At 75.4% G+C, this 16,095-nt stretch carries 13 protein-coding genes; 11 read left to right on the forward strand and 2 right to left on the reverse strand.

Annotated features, from left to right (window positions below):
• The first annotated feature begins 561 nt into the window (after positions 1-561).
• The 6 genes from AB0E67_RS21360 (at position 562) to AB0E67_RS21385 (ending at position 5,455) form a co-directional block, all read left to right on the forward strand.
• Positions 562-1,479, forward strand: a complete 918-nt coding sequence (locus AB0E67_RS21360) for an NADP-dependent oxidoreductase (protein ID WP_362029023.1) — start codon at positions 562-564, stop codon at positions 1,477-1,479.
• A complete protein-coding gene (locus AB0E67_RS21365; RefSeq protein ID WP_362029026.1) occupies positions 1,476-2,222 on the forward strand; it encodes a GNAT family N-acetyltransferase in 747 nt (248 codons plus the stop codon). The genes AB0E67_RS21360 and AB0E67_RS21365 overlap by 4 nt, the downstream gene beginning before the upstream one ends.
• A 259-nt stretch (positions 2,223-2,481) precedes the next feature.
• Entirely contained in the window at positions 2,482-3,138 is a 657-nt protein-coding gene (locus AB0E67_RS21370; protein ID WP_362029029.1) for a TetR family transcriptional regulator, read from the forward strand.
• On the forward strand, positions 3,135-3,908 hold the full coding sequence (locus tag AB0E67_RS21375) for an SDR family NAD(P)-dependent oxidoreductase (protein ID WP_362029032.1): 774 nt from the start codon (positions 3,135-3,137) through the stop codon (positions 3,906-3,908). Before AB0E67_RS21370 ends, AB0E67_RS21375 begins: the two co-directional genes overlap by 4 nt.
• A gap of 69 nt (positions 3,909-3,977) precedes the next feature.
• Complete coding sequence (locus tag AB0E67_RS21380) at positions 3,978-5,018, forward strand: NAD(P)-dependent alcohol dehydrogenase (protein ID WP_362029035.1); 1,041 nt, start codon at positions 3,978-3,980, stop codon at positions 5,016-5,018.
• 116 nt (positions 5,019-5,134) lie between these two features.
• Positions 5,135-5,455 carry a DUF6191 domain-containing protein gene (locus AB0E67_RS21385; protein WP_362029038.1) on the forward strand — a complete coding sequence of 107 codons (321 nt, stop codon included), beginning with the start codon at positions 5,135-5,137 and terminating at the stop codon, positions 5,453-5,455.
• 147 nt (positions 5,456-5,602) lie between these two features.
• Here AB0E67_RS21385 and AB0E67_RS21390 read toward each other — a convergent pair whose 3' ends face one another.
• Positions 5,603-6,205, reverse strand: coding sequence for a phosphatase PAP2 family protein (locus AB0E67_RS21390; RefSeq protein WP_362029041.1), 603 nt, complete (start codon positions 6,203-6,205; stop codon positions 5,603-5,605).
• A gap of 497 nt (positions 6,206-6,702) precedes the next feature.
• Here AB0E67_RS21390 and AB0E67_RS21395 point away from each other — a divergent pair, with 497 nt between their 5' ends.
• The 4 genes from AB0E67_RS21395 to abc-f all read left to right on the forward strand — a co-directional run bounded on the left by AB0E67_RS21395 (position 6,703) and on the right by abc-f (position 11,579).
• On the forward strand, positions 6,703-7,035 hold the full coding sequence (locus tag AB0E67_RS21395; RefSeq protein WP_351521833.1) for a BlaI/MecI/CopY family transcriptional regulator: 333 nt from the start codon (positions 6,703-6,705) through the stop codon (positions 7,033-7,035).
• Positions 7,032-7,973 carry a M56 family metallopeptidase gene (locus AB0E67_RS21400; RefSeq protein WP_362029043.1) on the forward strand — a complete coding sequence of 314 codons (942 nt, stop codon included), beginning with the start codon at positions 7,032-7,034 and terminating at the stop codon, positions 7,971-7,973. Before AB0E67_RS21395 ends, AB0E67_RS21400 begins: the two co-directional genes overlap by 4 nt.
• A 318-nt stretch (positions 7,974-8,291) precedes the next feature.
• Positions 8,292-9,506: a cytochrome P450 gene (locus AB0E67_RS21405; protein WP_362029046.1), complete on the forward strand. Its 1,215-nt coding sequence runs from the start codon at positions 8,292-8,294 to the stop codon at positions 9,504-9,506.
• Positions 9,507-9,890: 384 nt separating this feature from the next.
• Positions 9,891-11,579, forward strand: a complete 1,689-nt coding sequence (abc-f, locus tag AB0E67_RS21410) for a ribosomal protection-like ABC-F family protein (RefSeq protein ID WP_362029049.1) — start codon at positions 9,891-9,893, stop codon at positions 11,577-11,579.
• Between the two features lie 112 nt (positions 11,580-11,691).
• On the opposite strand, the gene AB0E67_RS21415 is transcribed toward abc-f, so the two are convergent.
• Positions 11,692-12,225 (reverse strand): NUDIX domain-containing protein, encoded by a 534-nt coding sequence (locus AB0E67_RS21415; RefSeq protein WP_362029052.1) that lies wholly within the window; start codon positions 12,223-12,225, stop codon positions 11,692-11,694.
• A gap of 293 nt (positions 12,226-12,518) precedes the next feature.
• Between AB0E67_RS21415 and AB0E67_RS21420 the strand changes: the two genes are divergently transcribed.
• Positions 12,519-15,968, forward strand: a complete 3,450-nt coding sequence (locus tag AB0E67_RS21420; protein WP_362029060.1) for a phosphodiester glycosidase family protein — start codon at positions 12,519-12,521, stop codon at positions 15,966-15,968.
• Positions 15,969-16,095: the final 127 nt, after the last annotated feature.

Here is a 16,095-nt window from a genome sequence, read left to right on the forward strand (position 1 = left end):
ATCCCAGGGCGCGGCGGACCCGGAGTGCTCCGCCGCGTGGTCCGGCGGGCGCGGCCGCGCGCACGAGGCGGTGACCGGCGCGCCGACGGCGGGGGAGGAGGAGCGGCGGGCGGCGGTCGTGCACCGCTCGACGGCGCACCTGCTGCCGGACACCGGCATCGGATCGCCGGCCCGTTGATCGCCGCGCCGCACGGCCGTGCCGTCGCCGTCAGCGGCGAAGCGACCGTCCGCGCACGGGATCCGCGAACGCTCCGTCGGATCGGCGCGCCGACGCACTTCCGCACCGGGTGCACACCCCGGCCCCGGTCGACGACGGCGGCCCGCTCGTCGGCTCCGGCGACGAACTCGCACTGCTCGCCGCCCGCCCCGCCGGACGCCGACCGATGCCGGAACGCCGTGCTCCGGACAGGGCCGTCCCGATCGCTGCGCCCTCGTGAACATTCGCCCGGCCCGGGAATACGGGCGCCGGGAACGGCCTTCCCGCTGCTGGGGCGAGCGGTGGCCGGACCGGCCGGGAGCACCGCGGACCCATGACCACCAGGAGCAGAGGAGAGGGAACCCATGCCCAAGGCTTACGTGTTCACCCGCAACGGCGGTCCGGAGGTGGAGGCACTGGTCGACCGGGACGTGCCCGTACCCGGCCCCGGTGAGCTGCTCGTCGCCGTCCGGGCGGCCGGGGTCAACCCGGTCGACTGGAAGCTGCGCACGGGCTATGTGAGGCCCGGCAGCGAGCGGCAGCCGTTCCCCACCGTGCTCGGCAGCGAGGCGGCCGGGGTCGTGGAGGGCGTGGGGCCGGGCGTGGAGGGGTTCGCGGTCGGTGACGAGGTCTTCGGCAACCCGGTGACCGGCGGGTACGCCGAGTACACCCTCCTGCCCGTCGCCGTGACCGCGCACAAGCCGGCCGGGCTGTCGTTCGCCGACGCGGCCGTGCTGCCCGTCGCGGCGGCCACCGCCTACGACGGCGTGCGCCAGATCGGTCCGGCCCCCGGCTCGACGCTGCTGGTCACCGGGGCCGGGGGCGGCGTCGGATCGGCCGCCGTACAGCTCGCCCGGCACGCGGGCGCCCGGGTGGTCGGCACCGCGAGCGCGGACAAGAAGGACTTCGTCGAATCGCTGGGCGCGGTGCACGTCGAGTCCGGCGACGGGATCGCCGACCGGGTACGGGCCGCGGCCCCGGACGGCATCGACGCGATCTTCGACCTGGTCGGCGGCGACACCCTGCGGGCCGTGGCGCCGCTGGTCGACCCGGCCCGGCTGATCAGCGCCGGGGGCAAGCCGCTGGCGGTGGAACTGGGCGGGGCGGCCGTCGCCCGGGCCCGTGACTCGGTGGTCCTCGAGGCGGTGGGGGACCTCGTCGTGCGCGGAGTGCTGCGCACCCACGTGACCCGGACGTTCCCGCTCGCCGATGCCGGGGCGGCCCTGCGTGCGGTGGAGAGCGGGCACACCCGCGGCAAGATCGTGATCGAGGTGGCCGGGTGACCGTCCCCGATGCCACGCACCCGCTGGACCGTCCGGTGCATGCAGCGCTGACGGGTCCGCACGCCCCCTTCGCCGAACGACGCGGCCGTGTTCTGCGCTACCCGGCGGACGTCGCCGCCTGGTGCGCGCTGCCGGACGCGCCGGAGGCGGAGGACTGGGCGGACGCCGCGGCCCTCGCCGGACCCGGTGGGCTCGTGTCCCTCACGGCCTTCCGCGAGCCGCCGCCCGAGGACTGGGAGGTCACCTTCCACGCCGAGGGCGTCCAGCTCGTCGACGCGGGCGTGGAGGCCGCGCCGTTCCCCGAGGCCGTACGGCTCGGGCCCGCCGACGTACCCGAGATGCTCGACCTGGTCGCCCGGACCCGCCCCGGACCCTTCCTGCCCCGCACGGTGGAGCTCGGCACCTACCTCGGGGTGCGGCGCGACGGGGTGCTCGTCGCCATGGCGGGAGAACGCCTGCGCCCGCCCGGCTGGAGCGAGATCAGCGGCGTGTGCACGGACGAGTCCGTACGGGGCCGGGGGCTCGGTGGCAGGCTCGTCCGGGCCGTCGCCCACGAGATCGGACGACGCGGCGAGACGCCGTTCCTGCACGCCTCCGCCTCCAACACCGGGGCCGTCCGCCTGTACGAGTCGCTGGGATTCGTGCTGCGCCGCCGCACGTCGTTCCTGGCGGCGCTCGTGCCGGGGCACCCGCCGACGCGCCTGCCGGACCCCGACGGCGCCCGCGCGACCCCCGTGGGCTGACCCTGCGGCAAGGGTCCTCCGCCACCCCGTCCACGGGACCGGAGGGCCCTCCCGGACCTTCGGGCACGAGCTGGAGGGGCCCACCGGTCCCCCCGGCTCCGGGACCTTCGGCATGGCACCGAGGCCCTGAGCCCCGTGCGCCGCGCGCGCCCGTCCGGATGGACTGGAGGGGAGTGTCGGTGAAGAGGCGGAATCGGTGATCCGATGTCCCGACGGGACTTCTGTCGCGTCGGGACATTCTCGGGTGTACGGTGCAGTCATGGATCCGGAACGGAAGCCTCCGGAACGGCGGAGCCGCAAGGCGCGCAGGACCCGGGACGCACTGGCGCAGGCCGCGGTCGAGCTCGTGCTCGACCGGGGGCTGAAGGAGGTGACGGTCGAGGAGATCGCGGAACGCGCGGACGTCGACCGGCGCACTTTCAGCCGCTACTTCACGGGCAAGGAAGCCGCGGTCCTGGACTCGCTCCGGGACGACGGCGACCGGATCAACGCCGCCCTGCGCGCGCGGCCCGCCGACGAGCCCCCGCTCGTCGCCTACCGCCGCGCCGTCCTCGACTGGCTCGACGACCTCCGGGCGTGGGCGTCCCACCGCCGGGAGCGGATCTTCGCCCTGCTGGTGCTCGCCGAGCGGGAGCCCACCCTCTACGCGGCGTTCCACCACATCCGGGTGGACGCGCAGGAGGACTCGATCGTCATCGTCGCCGACCGGCTCGGCGTCGACCCGCGGCTGGACATCCGCCCGGCCGTCACGGTCGCCGCCGGTGCCGGTGCGCTCCTCGCGGCCCAGGCCGCCTGGGTACGCGGCGGACACCCGGACGACCTGCCCCGACTGGTGGGACAGGCATTCGACGCCCTCTCCGGCGAGCTGTTCACCGGTCCGGCACCGCACCGCACCACGGAAGGAACCACTCCATGAGCACCCCTCTCGCCCCCGCCGACCAGGAGTTCGCGGGCCGGACCGCCTTCGTCACCGGCGGTGCCTCCGGCATCGGACTGGCCCTCGCCCGCCGACTGGCCGCGGGCGGCGCGTCCGTCGTCGTCGCCGACCACGACGAGGCGGGCGCCCGCGAGGCGGCCGCCGACCTGGCGAACGCCGGGGCCGAGGCCGCCGCCGTCGCCGTCGACGTCACCGACCCCGCGTCCGTCGAAGCCGGTGTCCGCTTCGCCGTCGACACGTTCGGCGCCCTGCACCTCGCCGTCAACAACGCGGGGATAGCCGGCCCGAGCGGCCCCACGGGCCAGTACGCGGTCGAGGACTGGAACCGGGTCGTCGCCGCCAACCTCAGCGGCGTCTTCTACTGCCTGCGTCATGAACTCCCCGCCATCGTCGAGGCGGGCGGCGGCGCCGTCGTCAACATGTCGTCGATCCTCGGCACCAACGGCTTCGCCGGTTCCCCGGCCTATGTGGCCGCCAAGCACGGCGTCGTCGGCCTCACCAAGACCGCCGCCCTCGAATACGCGGCGCGGAACGTCCGGATCAACGCCGTCGGCCCCGGCTTCATCGACACCCCCCTGCTGCGCGACGCGGACGCGGCGGCCCGCGAGCACCTCATCTCGCTGCACCCGGCCGGACGCCTCGGCACGGCGGAGGAGGTCGCCGAACTCGCCGCGTTCCTCCTCTCCGACCGCGCCTCCTTCGTCCACGGCAGCTACCACCTGGTGGACGGCGGCTACTCCGCCCCCTGACCGGCGCCGGCGGGCGACGCAGGGGGAAGACGGGGACGAACAAGGAACACCGAGAGCGAGGAGAATTCCATGAAGGCCGTCCAGTACCGGGCGATCGGCGCGGCACCCGAGGTCGTCACCGTGCCCGACCCGGAGCCCGGACCCGGGCAGGTGCTGCTGAAGGTCACCGCGGCGGGCGTCTGCCACTCCGACATAGCCGTGATGAGCATGCCGGCCGAGCAGATACCGTTCCCGCTGCCCCTCACCCTCGGCCACGAGGGCGTCGGCACCGTCGCCGCCCTCGGCGACGGAGTGACCGGCCTCACGACGGGCGAGTCCGTCGCGGTCTACGGCCCCTGGGGCTGCGGAACGTGCGTCAAGTGCGCCGAGGGCAAGGAGAACTACTGCCTGCGCGCCAGGCGGCTGGGCATCGCTCCGCCCGGACTCGGCGCGCCCGGTGCCATGGCCGAGTACATGATCGTCGACGACCCCCGTCACCTCGTGCCGCTCGACGGCCTCGACCCGGTGCGGGCCGTGCCGCTGACCGACGCTGGCCTGACCCCTTACCACGCGATCAAGCGGTCCCTGCCCAAGCTGGTGCCCGGAGCCACCGCCGTCGTCATCGGCACCGGCGGCCTCGGCCACGTCGCGATCCAGCTGCTGCGCGCCATGACGGCCGTCCGCGTCATCGCCCTGGACGTCTCGCAGGACAAGCTCGCTCTGGCCCGTGCAGTCGGCGCCCACGAGACCGTGCTGTCCGACGAGCGCGCCGCGGCCGAGGTCCGGGAACTGACCGGGGGCGTCGGCGCGCAGGTCGTCCTCGACTTCGTCGGTGCGCCCCCGACCGTCGTCACGGCCGGGGCCTCGGCCGCCGTCGACTCCGACATCACGATCGTGGGTCTCGGGGGCGGCGCACTGCCGGTCGGCTTCGGTTCCCTGCCGTACAACACGACGGTGACCTCCCCGTACTGGGGATCGCGCTCCGAACTCGCCGAGGTGCTCGATCTCGCCCGCGCCGGATCCGTCGAGGTCCATGTCGAGACGTACACGCTGGACGAGGCGCCGCTGGCGTACGAACGGCTGCACGCCGGGAAGATCAACGGCCGCGCGGTGATCCTCCCCAACGGCTGACCGGCCGGGGCGGGGCCCTGGAGGGGGCGGTCCGTCGCCCGGCGCGGCGGACCTCCCCGTCGGCGGTCCTCCTCCGGGCCGATGCGGCCGCACCGGACAGCGGCCAGACTGGGCGGGTGGAATTCGCCGCGATGATGACGCTGCCCGCACTCGTGATCGGGCTGACCGCCGTCGCCCTGCTCGACCAGCCGATGCTGCGCGCGGGGCGGGCCGGACTGCTGCCCTGGCGCAACGGCGCATGTCGGGGCCAGATCTCGGCGACCGGGTTCGAGCAGTTGCACGCGACCTTCTCGCCCGGGAAGCAGAGCGAGCTGAAGGAGCGTCGGAGCGCCCTTCTGCAGCGCGACGACGAGGAGGACGGTGCCCCGCTGCACCGCTCCACCGTCGACCTCGACGGCGGTGTCGCCGTCATCCGGCTGCCCCGGCACGGGGACTGACCGCCGCTACGGAGTCCCGGCCCGCCCTCCGGCGAACGGGCCGGCCCGCTCGTCAGAGCTCCCCGGGGCCCTGCGGCCCAGGGGGAACGACCGGGCGCGCACGGCCGCTTCGGGCCGGGCGCCGGGTGAGCGCGGGTGCCCGCGTCCTCAACGGGCCGCCACCAGCGGACGCAGCGGTGAATCCCGCAGCCGGACCACCACCGGCCCGCAGCGTCGTGCCGCCACCGTCAGCACCCAGGCCACCAGGCAGCCGGTGGCCAGCCCGATCAGCACGTCGTGCGGGTAGTGGACGCCGATCCACACCCGGGACGCCGCCATCAGCAGCGCGGCGGGAACGGCGATCGCGCCGAGTCTGCGGTCCGTCAGCCAGATCGCCGTCGCCGCTGCCGCCGCGATCGCCGCGTGGTTGCTGGGGAAGGACCAGTCCCCGAGCGGGGGACACGCCTCCACCGTCACGACGTGCAGGGTCCGGCACGGCCGCTGCTCGTGGAAGAGCGACTTCACCAGGTCGTTGACGACGAACGCGGCCACCACCGCGAGCGGGGCGCAGAGCGCCGCGGCGGTACGGGCGGGCGCCGCGGCGCGCGAGCGCCACCAGGACGCGAGCATCAGCAGGGCGAACAGTGCCGACCCGTAGTCCGACCAGAGGCGGACGGCCGAGTCGAGGGCGTCGGGGGAGCTCCGGGCCAGCTCGGTGACCCGGACGTACAGGCCGCCGTCGAGCGAGGCGACGGTGGAGGCGAGCGGCATCAGCGGGTGTCTCCTTCCGCGGTGTGCCGGCCGCGCGGGCGGGGCGGTTCGGTGCCGGGCGGGAAGAGGGGGACCGCGACCGTCACCGCGACGACCGGCGGCCTGTGGACGGCCCGGGACCTGTGGGCGACCGGCAGCGGGCGGGCGGCCGGCCACGGGCCGCGGTCCGCGCGGGGCGCCGGGTGCCCCGGTCCGTTCCCGGGGAGGGGCGGGGGCGCGGACGCCGGTGAGGAATCGGACACGACGGAGGGCCTCCCATAATGGTGAGCGGGCGACCTCGCGGCGCGCCCGGACTGACTACAGTGATGTAGACGGTCTGCTTCACTGTAGACGCCCGGAGCGGGAGGAGAGTTCCCATGACCCAGGTGAAGGGGATATCCGGCGAAGAGCCCGGCCGTCGGCCCGACGGCGGAGCCGACGGGGAGCCGTCGCCCGGGGCCGCCCCGGAGCGCCCCTCGCGGTCCCGCGCCGGTTCGGAGCGGCGCCCGTCCGGTGAGCTGGAGTCCACGATCCTGGCGGCTCTGTGGGCGGCCGGTACCGCGCTGACGCCCGGCCAGGTGCAGGCCGCGATCGGGCCGGAGCTCGCCCGCACCACCGTCACCACGATCCTGTCGCGACTCCACGAGAAGGGCGCGGTCACCCGCACCCGTGCCGGGCGCGGCTTCGCGTACACCCCCACCGAGGACGCCCCCGGGCTGACGGCCCGCCGGATGCACAGCGAACTGCGCAAGGAACCGGACCGCGGCACCGTGCTCGCCCGCTTCGTGTCCCAGCTCAGCGACGAGGACGAGCGTCTGCTGAGGGACCTCCTCGACGGGGACCCGCGTTGATCTACGCCGTATGGGTGCCGCTGCTGACGCCCTTCGTCGCGGTGCCCGCCGCCCGCCGTCTGGCGGACGCCCTGTCGCCGGTACGGGCCGTGCGGCTGCTCGCCGCGACGGGAGTCGGCCTCGCCCTGTGCGGCCTGCTCGCGCTCGTCCTGCTCGTGGTGCCCGGCGCGACCCGGTTCCCCGCCGTCTCCTCCTTCGGCGAACTCGTCAGGCCGCTGTCCGCGATCGCTCCCGCGGCGGGCGTGCCCCTCGCCGCCGCGGCGCTGGCCCTGCTCGTGGGGTGCGCCCTCGCCGTCGCCCGCGCCGCCCGCCACCACTGGGCGCAGCTGCACCGGCCCGCGCGGCCCGGACGGACCGAGGGCGAACTCGCCGTGGTGCGCGACAGCCGTCCCGACGCCTACGCCCTGCCCGGACGTCCCGGAACCTCCGGCCGGATCGTCGTCACCACGGGCATGCTGCGCGCCCTGGACCCGGACGAGCGCGATGCGCTGCTGGCTCATGAACGCGCCCACCTCGCGGGCCGTCACCACCTCTACCTCGCCGCCGTCGAGCTGGCGGCACTCTGCCACCCCGCGCTGCGGTCCCTGCGCGCCCCCATGGGCTACGCACTGGAGCGCTGCGCCGACGAGGCCGCCGCAGCGGCCGTCGGCGACCGGCGGATCGCCGCCCGGGCCATCGGCCGCGCCGCCCTCGCCGCACGCGCCGCCGAGGGCGAGGAGCGCCCCCGGCCCCGGGTGGCGCTCGGCGCCGCCGTCGGGCCCGTACCGCGCCGCGTCGCCGCGTTGCTCGGCCGCGGCACCCCGCGCCCCCGCGTCGGCCGGGCGGCCGCCGCGGCGCTGCTGGCCTGCCTCGTCGTCTCCGGAGCCGCGGCCCTCGACGCCACGAGCGATCTCCACAGCAGCATCGAAGCGGCCCAGGGCGAGGCCCCGCCCTACTGACCTGGCGCCACCGCCCCGGCTGTTCGCACGTCCCGGCCCTTCCGATGCCCCTGCCGTCTGCCGGCCGGGGCAGGGGCCGGCCGTCTCGCGACGCGCGTACGGACGCCGGTCGCTCCCCGGCCGGGTGCGACGGGTGTGTACCACCCGCTTTCACTCTTTCGCGCCGGTGTGCGCCCTTTCGCGCTCCGTCGCGCCACCTCGACGATGAACTGCCGCACCCCCGACATCCGTTCCGGCCGTGCCGGGCGACGGCCGTTCCGTCCGGCCGCGTCGCGCGACGCGCGTCCCGGCCGTGCCACGCGCAGTGAGGAGACCTCCATGAGGCAGCGGCCGTTCGTCATCGATCCGGCGGGACGCGACATCCACGGCGAGGCGCGCTCGCTCCGTCGGCACGGTTGCGTCGCCCCGGTCGAGCTCCCGGACGGCATCAGGGCCTGGGCACCCACCGGCTACCAGGTGCTCCGCCGCCTGCTCGCCGACGACCGGGTGTCCAAGGATCCGAACCAGCACTGGCCGCTCTGGCGGAACGGGGAGTTCCGGGAGAGCTGGATCAACACCTGGGTGGGAGTGTCGAACATGCTCACCGCCTTCGGCGCCGACCACCGCCGGCTGCGCAGGCTCATCTCGCCCGCCTTCACCCGACGGCGGGTCGACGCCCTGCGTCCGCGCATCGAGGAGATCACCACGACGCTGCTGGACCGGATGGCCGCCGCCCCCGACGGCCGGGCCGAGTTGCGCACCGACTTCGCCCATCCGCTGCCGATGGGGGTCATCTGCGAACTCTTCGGCGTGCCCGAGGACCGGAGGGCCGACACCGCGCGCCTCGTCAGCGAGATCTTCGACACCACCGCGACGGGCGAGCAGGCCGTCGCCACCCTGCTGGAGGTCCAGGACCTTCTCGTGAGGCTGGTCGCCGCCAAGCGCGAGCACCCCGACGACGACCTCACCAGCGTGCTGATCGCCACCCGTGACGAGGAGGGCTCCGGCCTCACCGAGACCGAACTCGTCGGCACCCTGCTGCTCGTCGTCGGCGCGGGCCACGAGACCACCGTCAACCTCATCGGCAACGCCGTCCACGCCCTGCTCACCCACCCCGCGCAGCTCGCCCGGGTGCGCGCCGGCGACGTGCCCTGGAGCGACGTCATCGAGGAGACCCTGCGCTGGGCCCCGCCGATCGCCAGCATGCCGCTGCGCTTCGCCGTCGAGGACATCGAACTCCCCGACGGCGCCACCGTCGCACGCGGCGACGCGGTCCTCGCCACGTACGCCGCGGCCGGCCGGGACCCGCTGCGGCACGGCCCGGACGCGGACAGCTTCGACATCACCCGCCCCGACAAGGAACACCTCGCCTTCGGCCACGGCGTACATTTCTGCGTCGGCGCCCCGCTGGCCCGGCTGGAGGCCTCGATCGCCCTGCCCGCGCTGTTCGCACGCTTCCCCGGTCTGCGTGCGGACGAGGAGGCGGCACCGGCCGACCGCCTCGACTCGTTCATCGCGAACGGCTTCGCCACCTTCCCGGTGCGTCTTCGCTGAACCCGCGGCGGCCGGGCCCTGTCGTCGAACTGCCGCCCGCCGTGCGGGGTCCGGCACACGCGCTCTCCGCGTTGTCGGACGCCGCACGGCCCGGCCTCCGGCCGGACGACGGCACTGCGAGGACACCGCCCAGGACGGGGCCGGAGGGCGAACGGGCGGGAAAACCGGAGGCCCGCCCGAGCCGCCGCCTCTAGACTGCGTCCCATGGGTTCGCGTCACTACTACTTCCGCTGAGGCCGGGCACGGACGCGCCACGCGACACCGGGTGACCCGAGGGCTGCCCCTCTCGCGTGCGACGCGCCGTTCCGCCCGTCCGACAACCCCGCCCCGCCGCGCACGTGTGCACGTGCGCCGCCGCGGCATGTCATCTCAGGGAATGCGCCCATGAACCACGAACACCTCCGTGCCCAACTCGCCCTCAAGGACGTCTCCAAGCGCTACGGCGACCGCTCCGTCCTCGACCAGGTGACGTTCACCGTCCGCCCCGGCGACAAGGTCGCGGTGATCGGCGAGAACGGCTCCGGGAAGTCCACCCTCCTCCGCCTGATCTCCGGAACGGAGGCACCGGACGGCGGAGAGATCACCGTCCGCTTCCCCGGCGGCACCGGCCATCTGCCCCAGACCCTCGCCCTCGACCCCGACCGCACCGTCCAGGACGTCGTCGACCTCGCCCTGGCCGAACTGCGTACCCTGGAGCGCGAGATCCGCGCCGCCGAGGAAGCGCTCGGCGCCCCGGGAACCCCCGACCCGTCCCGGCTCGCCGCCTACGGCGAACTGCTGACGGCGTACGAGGAACGCGACGGCTACCGCGCCGACAGCCGCGTGGACGCCGCGTTGCACGGCCTCGGGATCGGCCACCTCACCCGCGGGCGACTCCTCGGCACCCTGTCCGGCGGTGAACAGTCCCGGCTCGCGCTCGGCTGCGTGCTGGCATCCGCCCCCGAGCTCCTGCTGCTCGACGAACCCACCAACCACCTCGACCTCCGCGCCACCACCTGGCTTGAGGACCACCTGCGGGCCCACCGCGGCACCGTCGTCGTCATCACCCACGACCGGGCCTTCCTGGAGCGGACCACCCGCGTCGTCCTGGAGGTCGACCGCGACCTGCGCCGGGTCGTCCGGTACGGCGGCGGCTGGGACGGCTACCGCACCGCGAAGACCGCCGCCCGCCGTCGCCGGGTCCAGGACCACCAGGAATGGCTGGACGAGCTGGCCCGTGCGGAAGAACTCGTGAACGCGACGGGGCAGCGCCTCGCCAGGACGGGGAAGGACCCGCGGCAGGGCTTCGGCAAGCACCGGCGGTCGCACGAGGCCAAGCTGTCGGGCCGGGTCGGGGCCGCCGCGAGACGGCTGGAGGAACTGCGCGGGAATCCTGTGCCTGCCCCGCCCGAACCACTGCGCTTCCACGCCGACATCGCCGTCGCCGCCGGGCAGGAGACGGCGACCCCCGGTCCGCTCGCCGAACTCGACTCCGTCGTCGTCGGCGACCGGCTCCACCTGCCCGCGCTGCGCGTGGACCCCGGGCAGCGCCTCCTGGTCACCGGTCCCAACGGCGCCGGGAAGTCGACCCTGTTGCGGGTCCTGGCGGGCGAACTCGCCCCCGACGCGGGCACGGTGCGCCGCCGTGGCCGCCTCGGGTACCTGCCCCAGGAACTCCCGGCCCGGCCGACCCGCCGCACCCTGCTGGAGGCGTTCGCGCAGGGACGGCCCGGCCACCCCGACGAGCACGCCGAGAACCTCCTCGCCCTGGGCCTGTTCCGCCCCGAGGACCTGGCGGTGCCGGTCGCCGCGCTCTCGGCCGGGCAGCAACGCAGGCTCGCGCTGGCCCGCCTGGTCACCCGCCCGGCCGATCTGCTGGTGCTGGACGAGCCGACGAACCACATCGCCCTCGGTCTGGTGGAGGAGGTGGAGGCGGCGCTCGCGCGATACCGGGGAGCGGTGGTGGTCGTCTCGCACGACCGTGCCTTCCGCGGCAGGTTCACCGGCGACCGGATGGAACTGCGCGACGGCCGCCCGGTCGTGGCGGGCGCCGGCGCGTACCGAAGCGTCGGAGGCCGGGAGCACGGCGGCTGAACCGACGCCACCGCGGCACCGGCGGGAACGCGACGCCCCCGGTCGGCGGCATCGCGAAGGAGGCCGGCCCGACGAGGGCCGACGCCCGCCCGGGGATCGTCCCGGGCGGGCGTCACCCGCACCCGCGCAGGTGCTCGCGCAGCCGGTCGAGGAACACCCGCTGCCCCGCCACGAGCCGCCGCTCCGCCTCCCGGGGAGCGCACCAGGCGAACCGGTCCACCTCCGGAAACGCCCGCAGCACACCGGAGCCCCTCGGCCACTCCATGGTGAACGTCCCCGGCACGGCCGCCGCGGGATCCACGTCCGCCTCCACCGCCCACACCACCACGGTCTTGCCGCCGGACTGCCGGGCCTCGCCGAGCGCCACCCACGTGCCGTCCGGCACCGCGTGACCGAACTCCTCCTCGAACTCCCGGCGGGCGGCGTCCCGCGGCTCCTCCTCCGGGCCGTACTCGCCCTTGGGGACCGACCACGCGGCGTCCTCGCGTCCCGCCCAGAACGGGCCGCCCATGTGCGCGAGGAGCACCTCGAAGCCGGTGCCGTCGTCCGTGGCCCGCACGCCCTCGGCCCGGTCGTCCGCGACCCCGGCGGGACGGCGGAACAGGAGAAGGCCCGCACTGCGCCGGGCGCGTTTCGGAGGTGGCATGCCGTCAAGTCTGGGCCACCCTGCGGCGGGCCGTCGCGAACAGTGCCGCCGTCCAGGTGATCGTTCCCGTCACGGAGCCGACCCGACGTGTTCTCCCCGTGGTTCCCGAGTCCCTCTGGTGCGCGGCCCCCGGCGCGGGCCAGGCTGGCGGCCGACAGTGCCCCGCCCGCGGCCCGGGCCGGGCAACCGACGGAACCGCAGGAGGACTTGTGGCCCTTGGCACAGCCGGCAGGAGCACCGCATCGCCCGGGGGAGCGGCGCGGCGGCGCGGGAGGGCGACGCGTTCGCTCGTGCTGCTCGCGACGGTGTCCGCGCTGACGGCCGGCGCGATCACGCCCGCCCTCGCCGACACGACCCCCGACCCCCGCCCCCGTACCCCGGCCGAGATTCTCAGACCCGTCGCCCCGCCGCCCGCGAGCGTCCCGGCGGGAAGGCCCCGCTCGGCCGTGGACGGCGACGGCATCGAGACCGCGCGCACCTCGCGCCCGATCGCCCCGGGCGTCCGCCTGGACTCGTACGACCGGCTCGAATCCGACAAGTGGCTGCGGGTCGACTCGCTCTCCGTCGACCTCGACGGCGGCGGCGTGCGCGCCGACTACCTCTCCTCCGGCAAGGTCTCGCAGCGGCGCACGGTCTCCGAGCTCGCCGCCGGGCACGACCCGGGCCGGGGCCGCCGCACCGTCGCCGCGATCAACGCGGACTTCTTCGACATCAACCAGACCGGGGCCCCGCAGGGCATCGGCATCAAGGACGGAGCCGTCGTTCAGTCACCGGCCCCGGGCGTCGACCGGGCCGTCGGCATCGGCCCCGGCGGCGCGGGCCGCATCCTCAACCTCTACTTCGAGGGGACGCTCACCCTGCCCTCGGGCAAGCGCCCGCTCACGGCGTACAACGCCGCCGATGTGCCCGCCGGGGGAGTGGGCGCCTACACCTCCGCCTGGGGAAGCGCCGACCGCGCGCTGACCGTGGACGACGCCGCCCCCGTCGCGGAGGCCGTCGTACGGGACGGCACGGTGGTCTCCGTGTCGGACACCCCCGGATCGGGGGACATCCCGGGCGATACCACCGTGCTGACCGGCCGTGAGGCCGGGGCCGCCGCACTGCGCGCCCTGAAGCCCGGTGATCCGGTGTCCCTGACCTACCGGGCCCGCAGCGACGGCGGATCCGTGCCGCGCACCGCCGTCGGCGGCCGGGAACTCCTCGTCGTCGACGGGGTCGCCCAGAACCACGAGGGCGAGGGCAACAACACCGCCGCGCCCCGCACCGCCGTCGGGTTCTCCAGGGACGGCCGGACCATGCAGATCATCACCGTCGACGGCCGGCAGGCCGACAGCGGCGGCGTCACCCTCACCGAACTCGGGCTGATGATGCGCCGCGCCGGCTCGTACAGCGCGCTCAACCTCGACGGCGGCGGCTCCTCGACCCTCGTCGCACGGGAACCCGGGAGCGACGCGCTCCGCGTCGAGAACAGCCCGTCCGACGGCAGCGAACGCACCGTCCCCAACGGCCTCGCCCTCACCGCCCCCGACGGCAGCGGCCGGCTCAAGGGCTTCTGGGTCCGGCCCCGTACCGCCGCCGCCTCCGCGCCGGGTGTCGACCCGGTCGGGGGCGGTCACCCCGACCGGGTCTTCCCCGGGCTGACCCGTCGCCTCACCGCGAGCGGATACGACGAGACGTACGGCCCCGCCGACGGCACCCCGCGGTGGCGGTCCGTACGCGGCTCGGTCGGCACCGTGGACCGGGGCGGCCTGTTCACCGCGCACCGCGGCGGCACCACCGAGATACGCGCCGAGAAGGGCGCCGCGCGCGGCGGCACCACTCTCACCGTCCTCGACGAACTGGCCCGCATCGAGCCGACCGCCCGGCGCATCGGCCTCGCCGACGCGAACGCCACCGGCACGTTCGGGATCGTCGGGCTCGACGCCCACGGCACCTCCGCCCCCGTCGAACCGCGCGACGTCTCCCTCGACTACGACCGCACGCTCTTCGACGTCCGGGACGACGGCCGGGGCTCCTTCACCGTCACCTCTCGCGCCGGGAGCGGCGCCGGGCAGATCAGGGCCACCGTCGCCGGCACCACCACCGTCCTCGCCGTCACCGTCGGCCTCGCCGAGCAGGCCGTCTCCTCCTTCGACGACGCGGACTCCTGGACCTTCAGCCAGGCCCGGGCGAGCGGTTCCCTCTCCGCCACCCCCGACGGCCGCACCGGCACCGGGCTGAGAATCGCCTACGACTTCACGCAGTCCACCGCCACCCGCGCCGCCTACGCCGCCCCGCCCCGGCCGGTCGCCGTACCCGGGCAGCCCCAGTCGTTCACGCTGTGGATCAAGGGCGACGGCCACGGCGCCTGGCCGACCCTGCACCTCAAGGACGCCGCCGGCTCCGACCAGTTGCTGCGCGGGCCGTACGTCACCTGGACGGGCTGGCGGCAGGTCACCTTCGCCGTACCGCAAGGGGCCGCCACGCCGCTCACCGTGTCCCGCTTCTACCTCGCCGAGACGGCCGCCACCAAGCAGTACACGGGCGAGATCGTCGTCGACGACCTCACCGCCCAGGTCCCGCCCGCCGTCGACCTCCCCGAACAGGCCGCACCGGCCGATCCGCTGATCGATCCGGCGGCCGTGACCGGGCGGCGCGACTGGCGGTTCGCGGTGATGTCCGACGCCCAGTTCGTCGCGCGGGCCCCGGACAGCGACATCGTCGCCCAGGCACGGCGCACCCTGCGCGAGATCAAGGCGGCCCGCCCCGACTTCCTGGTCATCGACGGCGACCTCGTCGACGAGGGCTCGCCCGCGGACCTGGCGTTCGCCCGCCGCGTCCTCACCGAGGAACTCGGCGACGCACTGCCCTGGTACTACGTTCCGGGCAACCACGAGGTGATGGGCGGGCGGATCGACGACTTCGTCGACGAGTTCGGGCCCGCCCGGCGGACGTTCGACCACAAGGGCACCCGGGTCATCACCCTCGACACGTCCAGCCTGAGTCTGCGCGGCGGCGGCTTCGACCAGATCAAGGAGTTCCGCGCCCAGCTGGACGCGGCGGCGAAGGACCGGAACGTCGGCTCGGTCGTGCTGATCGAGCACGTGCCGCCGCGCGACCCGACCGTGCAGAAGGGCAGCCGGCTCGGCGACCGCAAGGAGGCGGCCCTCGTCGAGCAGTGGCTCGCCGACTTCCGCCGCACGACGGGCAAGGGCGCGGCGTTCGTCGGCGGTCACGTCGGGGTCTTCCACGCCTCGCACGTCGACGGAGTGCCGTATCTGATCAACGGCAACTCCGGCAAGGCACCGGCCGGTCCCGCGGGCGAGGGCGGATTCACCGGCTGGTCGCTGATCGGCGTGGACCGCGTCATCCCCGGTGAACAGGCCGCCGCCCGGCAGCGGCCGTGGCGCGGCGGCCCGGACTGGGTCTCCGTCCAGACCCGGGCCCATGTCGACGGGCTGTCGCTCGACGCGCCCGCGGTCGTCGGGGCCGGGAGCCGTACCAAGGTCACCGCGACCGTCACCCAGGGCTCCCGCGAGGTGCCCGTCGGCTTCCCGCTGTCCGCCGACTGGACCGGATCCCCGAACGTCCACATCGGCCGCGCGGACGGCGCCCGGCACCGCCACACCGCGGTCCTCGACCCCTCGACCGGCACCCTCACCGCGCTCCGCCCCGGCACCGTCACGCTCGCCGTGGCCGTCAACGGCACCACATGCGAGGCCGTGATCAGGATCGCGGCGGCCCGAACCGCCCCGGCTGCCTGACCGGCCGGGTACCGTCCGGCCCGGGGCCGGGGGGGGGGGGGCGCGCGCGCGGGCGGGCGGCCCGCCCGCCCCCCCCCCCCCCGCCGCGCGGCCCCGCCCCGCCGGGGGGGGGAGAAGCGAGAGACGC

This window comes from Streptomyces sp. NPDC032161 (assembly GCF_040636995.1).
In the GTDB taxonomy this organism is placed as follows: domain Bacteria; phylum Actinomycetota; class Actinomycetes; order Streptomycetales; family Streptomycetaceae; genus Streptomyces.

Bases quoted from the DNA above. Each gene is read 5' to 3' on its own strand.
- AB0E67_RS21360 (WP_362029023.1), top strand. From the start codon at position 562: ATGCCCAAGGCTTACGTGTTCACCCGCAACGGCGGTCCGGAGGTGGAG.
- AB0E67_RS21415 (WP_362029052.1), bottom strand. From the start codon at position 12,225: ATGCCACCTCCGAAACGCGCCCGGCGCAGTGCGGGCCTTCTCCTGTTC.
- AB0E67_RS21380 (WP_362029035.1), top strand. From the start codon at position 3,978: ATGAAGGCCGTCCAGTACCGGGCGATCGGCGCGGCACCCGAGGTCGTC.
- abc-f (WP_362029049.1), top strand. From the start codon at position 9,891: ATGAACCACGAACACCTCCGTGCCCAACTCGCCCTCAAGGACGTCTCC.
- AB0E67_RS21375 (WP_362029032.1), top strand. From the start codon at position 3,135: ATGAGCACCCCTCTCGCCCCCGCCGACCAGGAGTTCGCGGGCCGGACC.
- AB0E67_RS21405 (WP_362029046.1), top strand. From the start codon at position 8,292: ATGAGGCAGCGGCCGTTCGTCATCGATCCGGCGGGACGCGACATCCAC.
- AB0E67_RS21370 (WP_362029029.1), top strand. From the start codon at position 2,482: ATGGATCCGGAACGGAAGCCTCCGGAACGGCGGAGCCGCAAGGCGCGC.
- AB0E67_RS21390 (WP_362029041.1), bottom strand. From the start codon at position 6,205: ATGCCGCTCGCCTCCACCGTCGCCTCGCTCGACGGCGGCCTGTACGTC.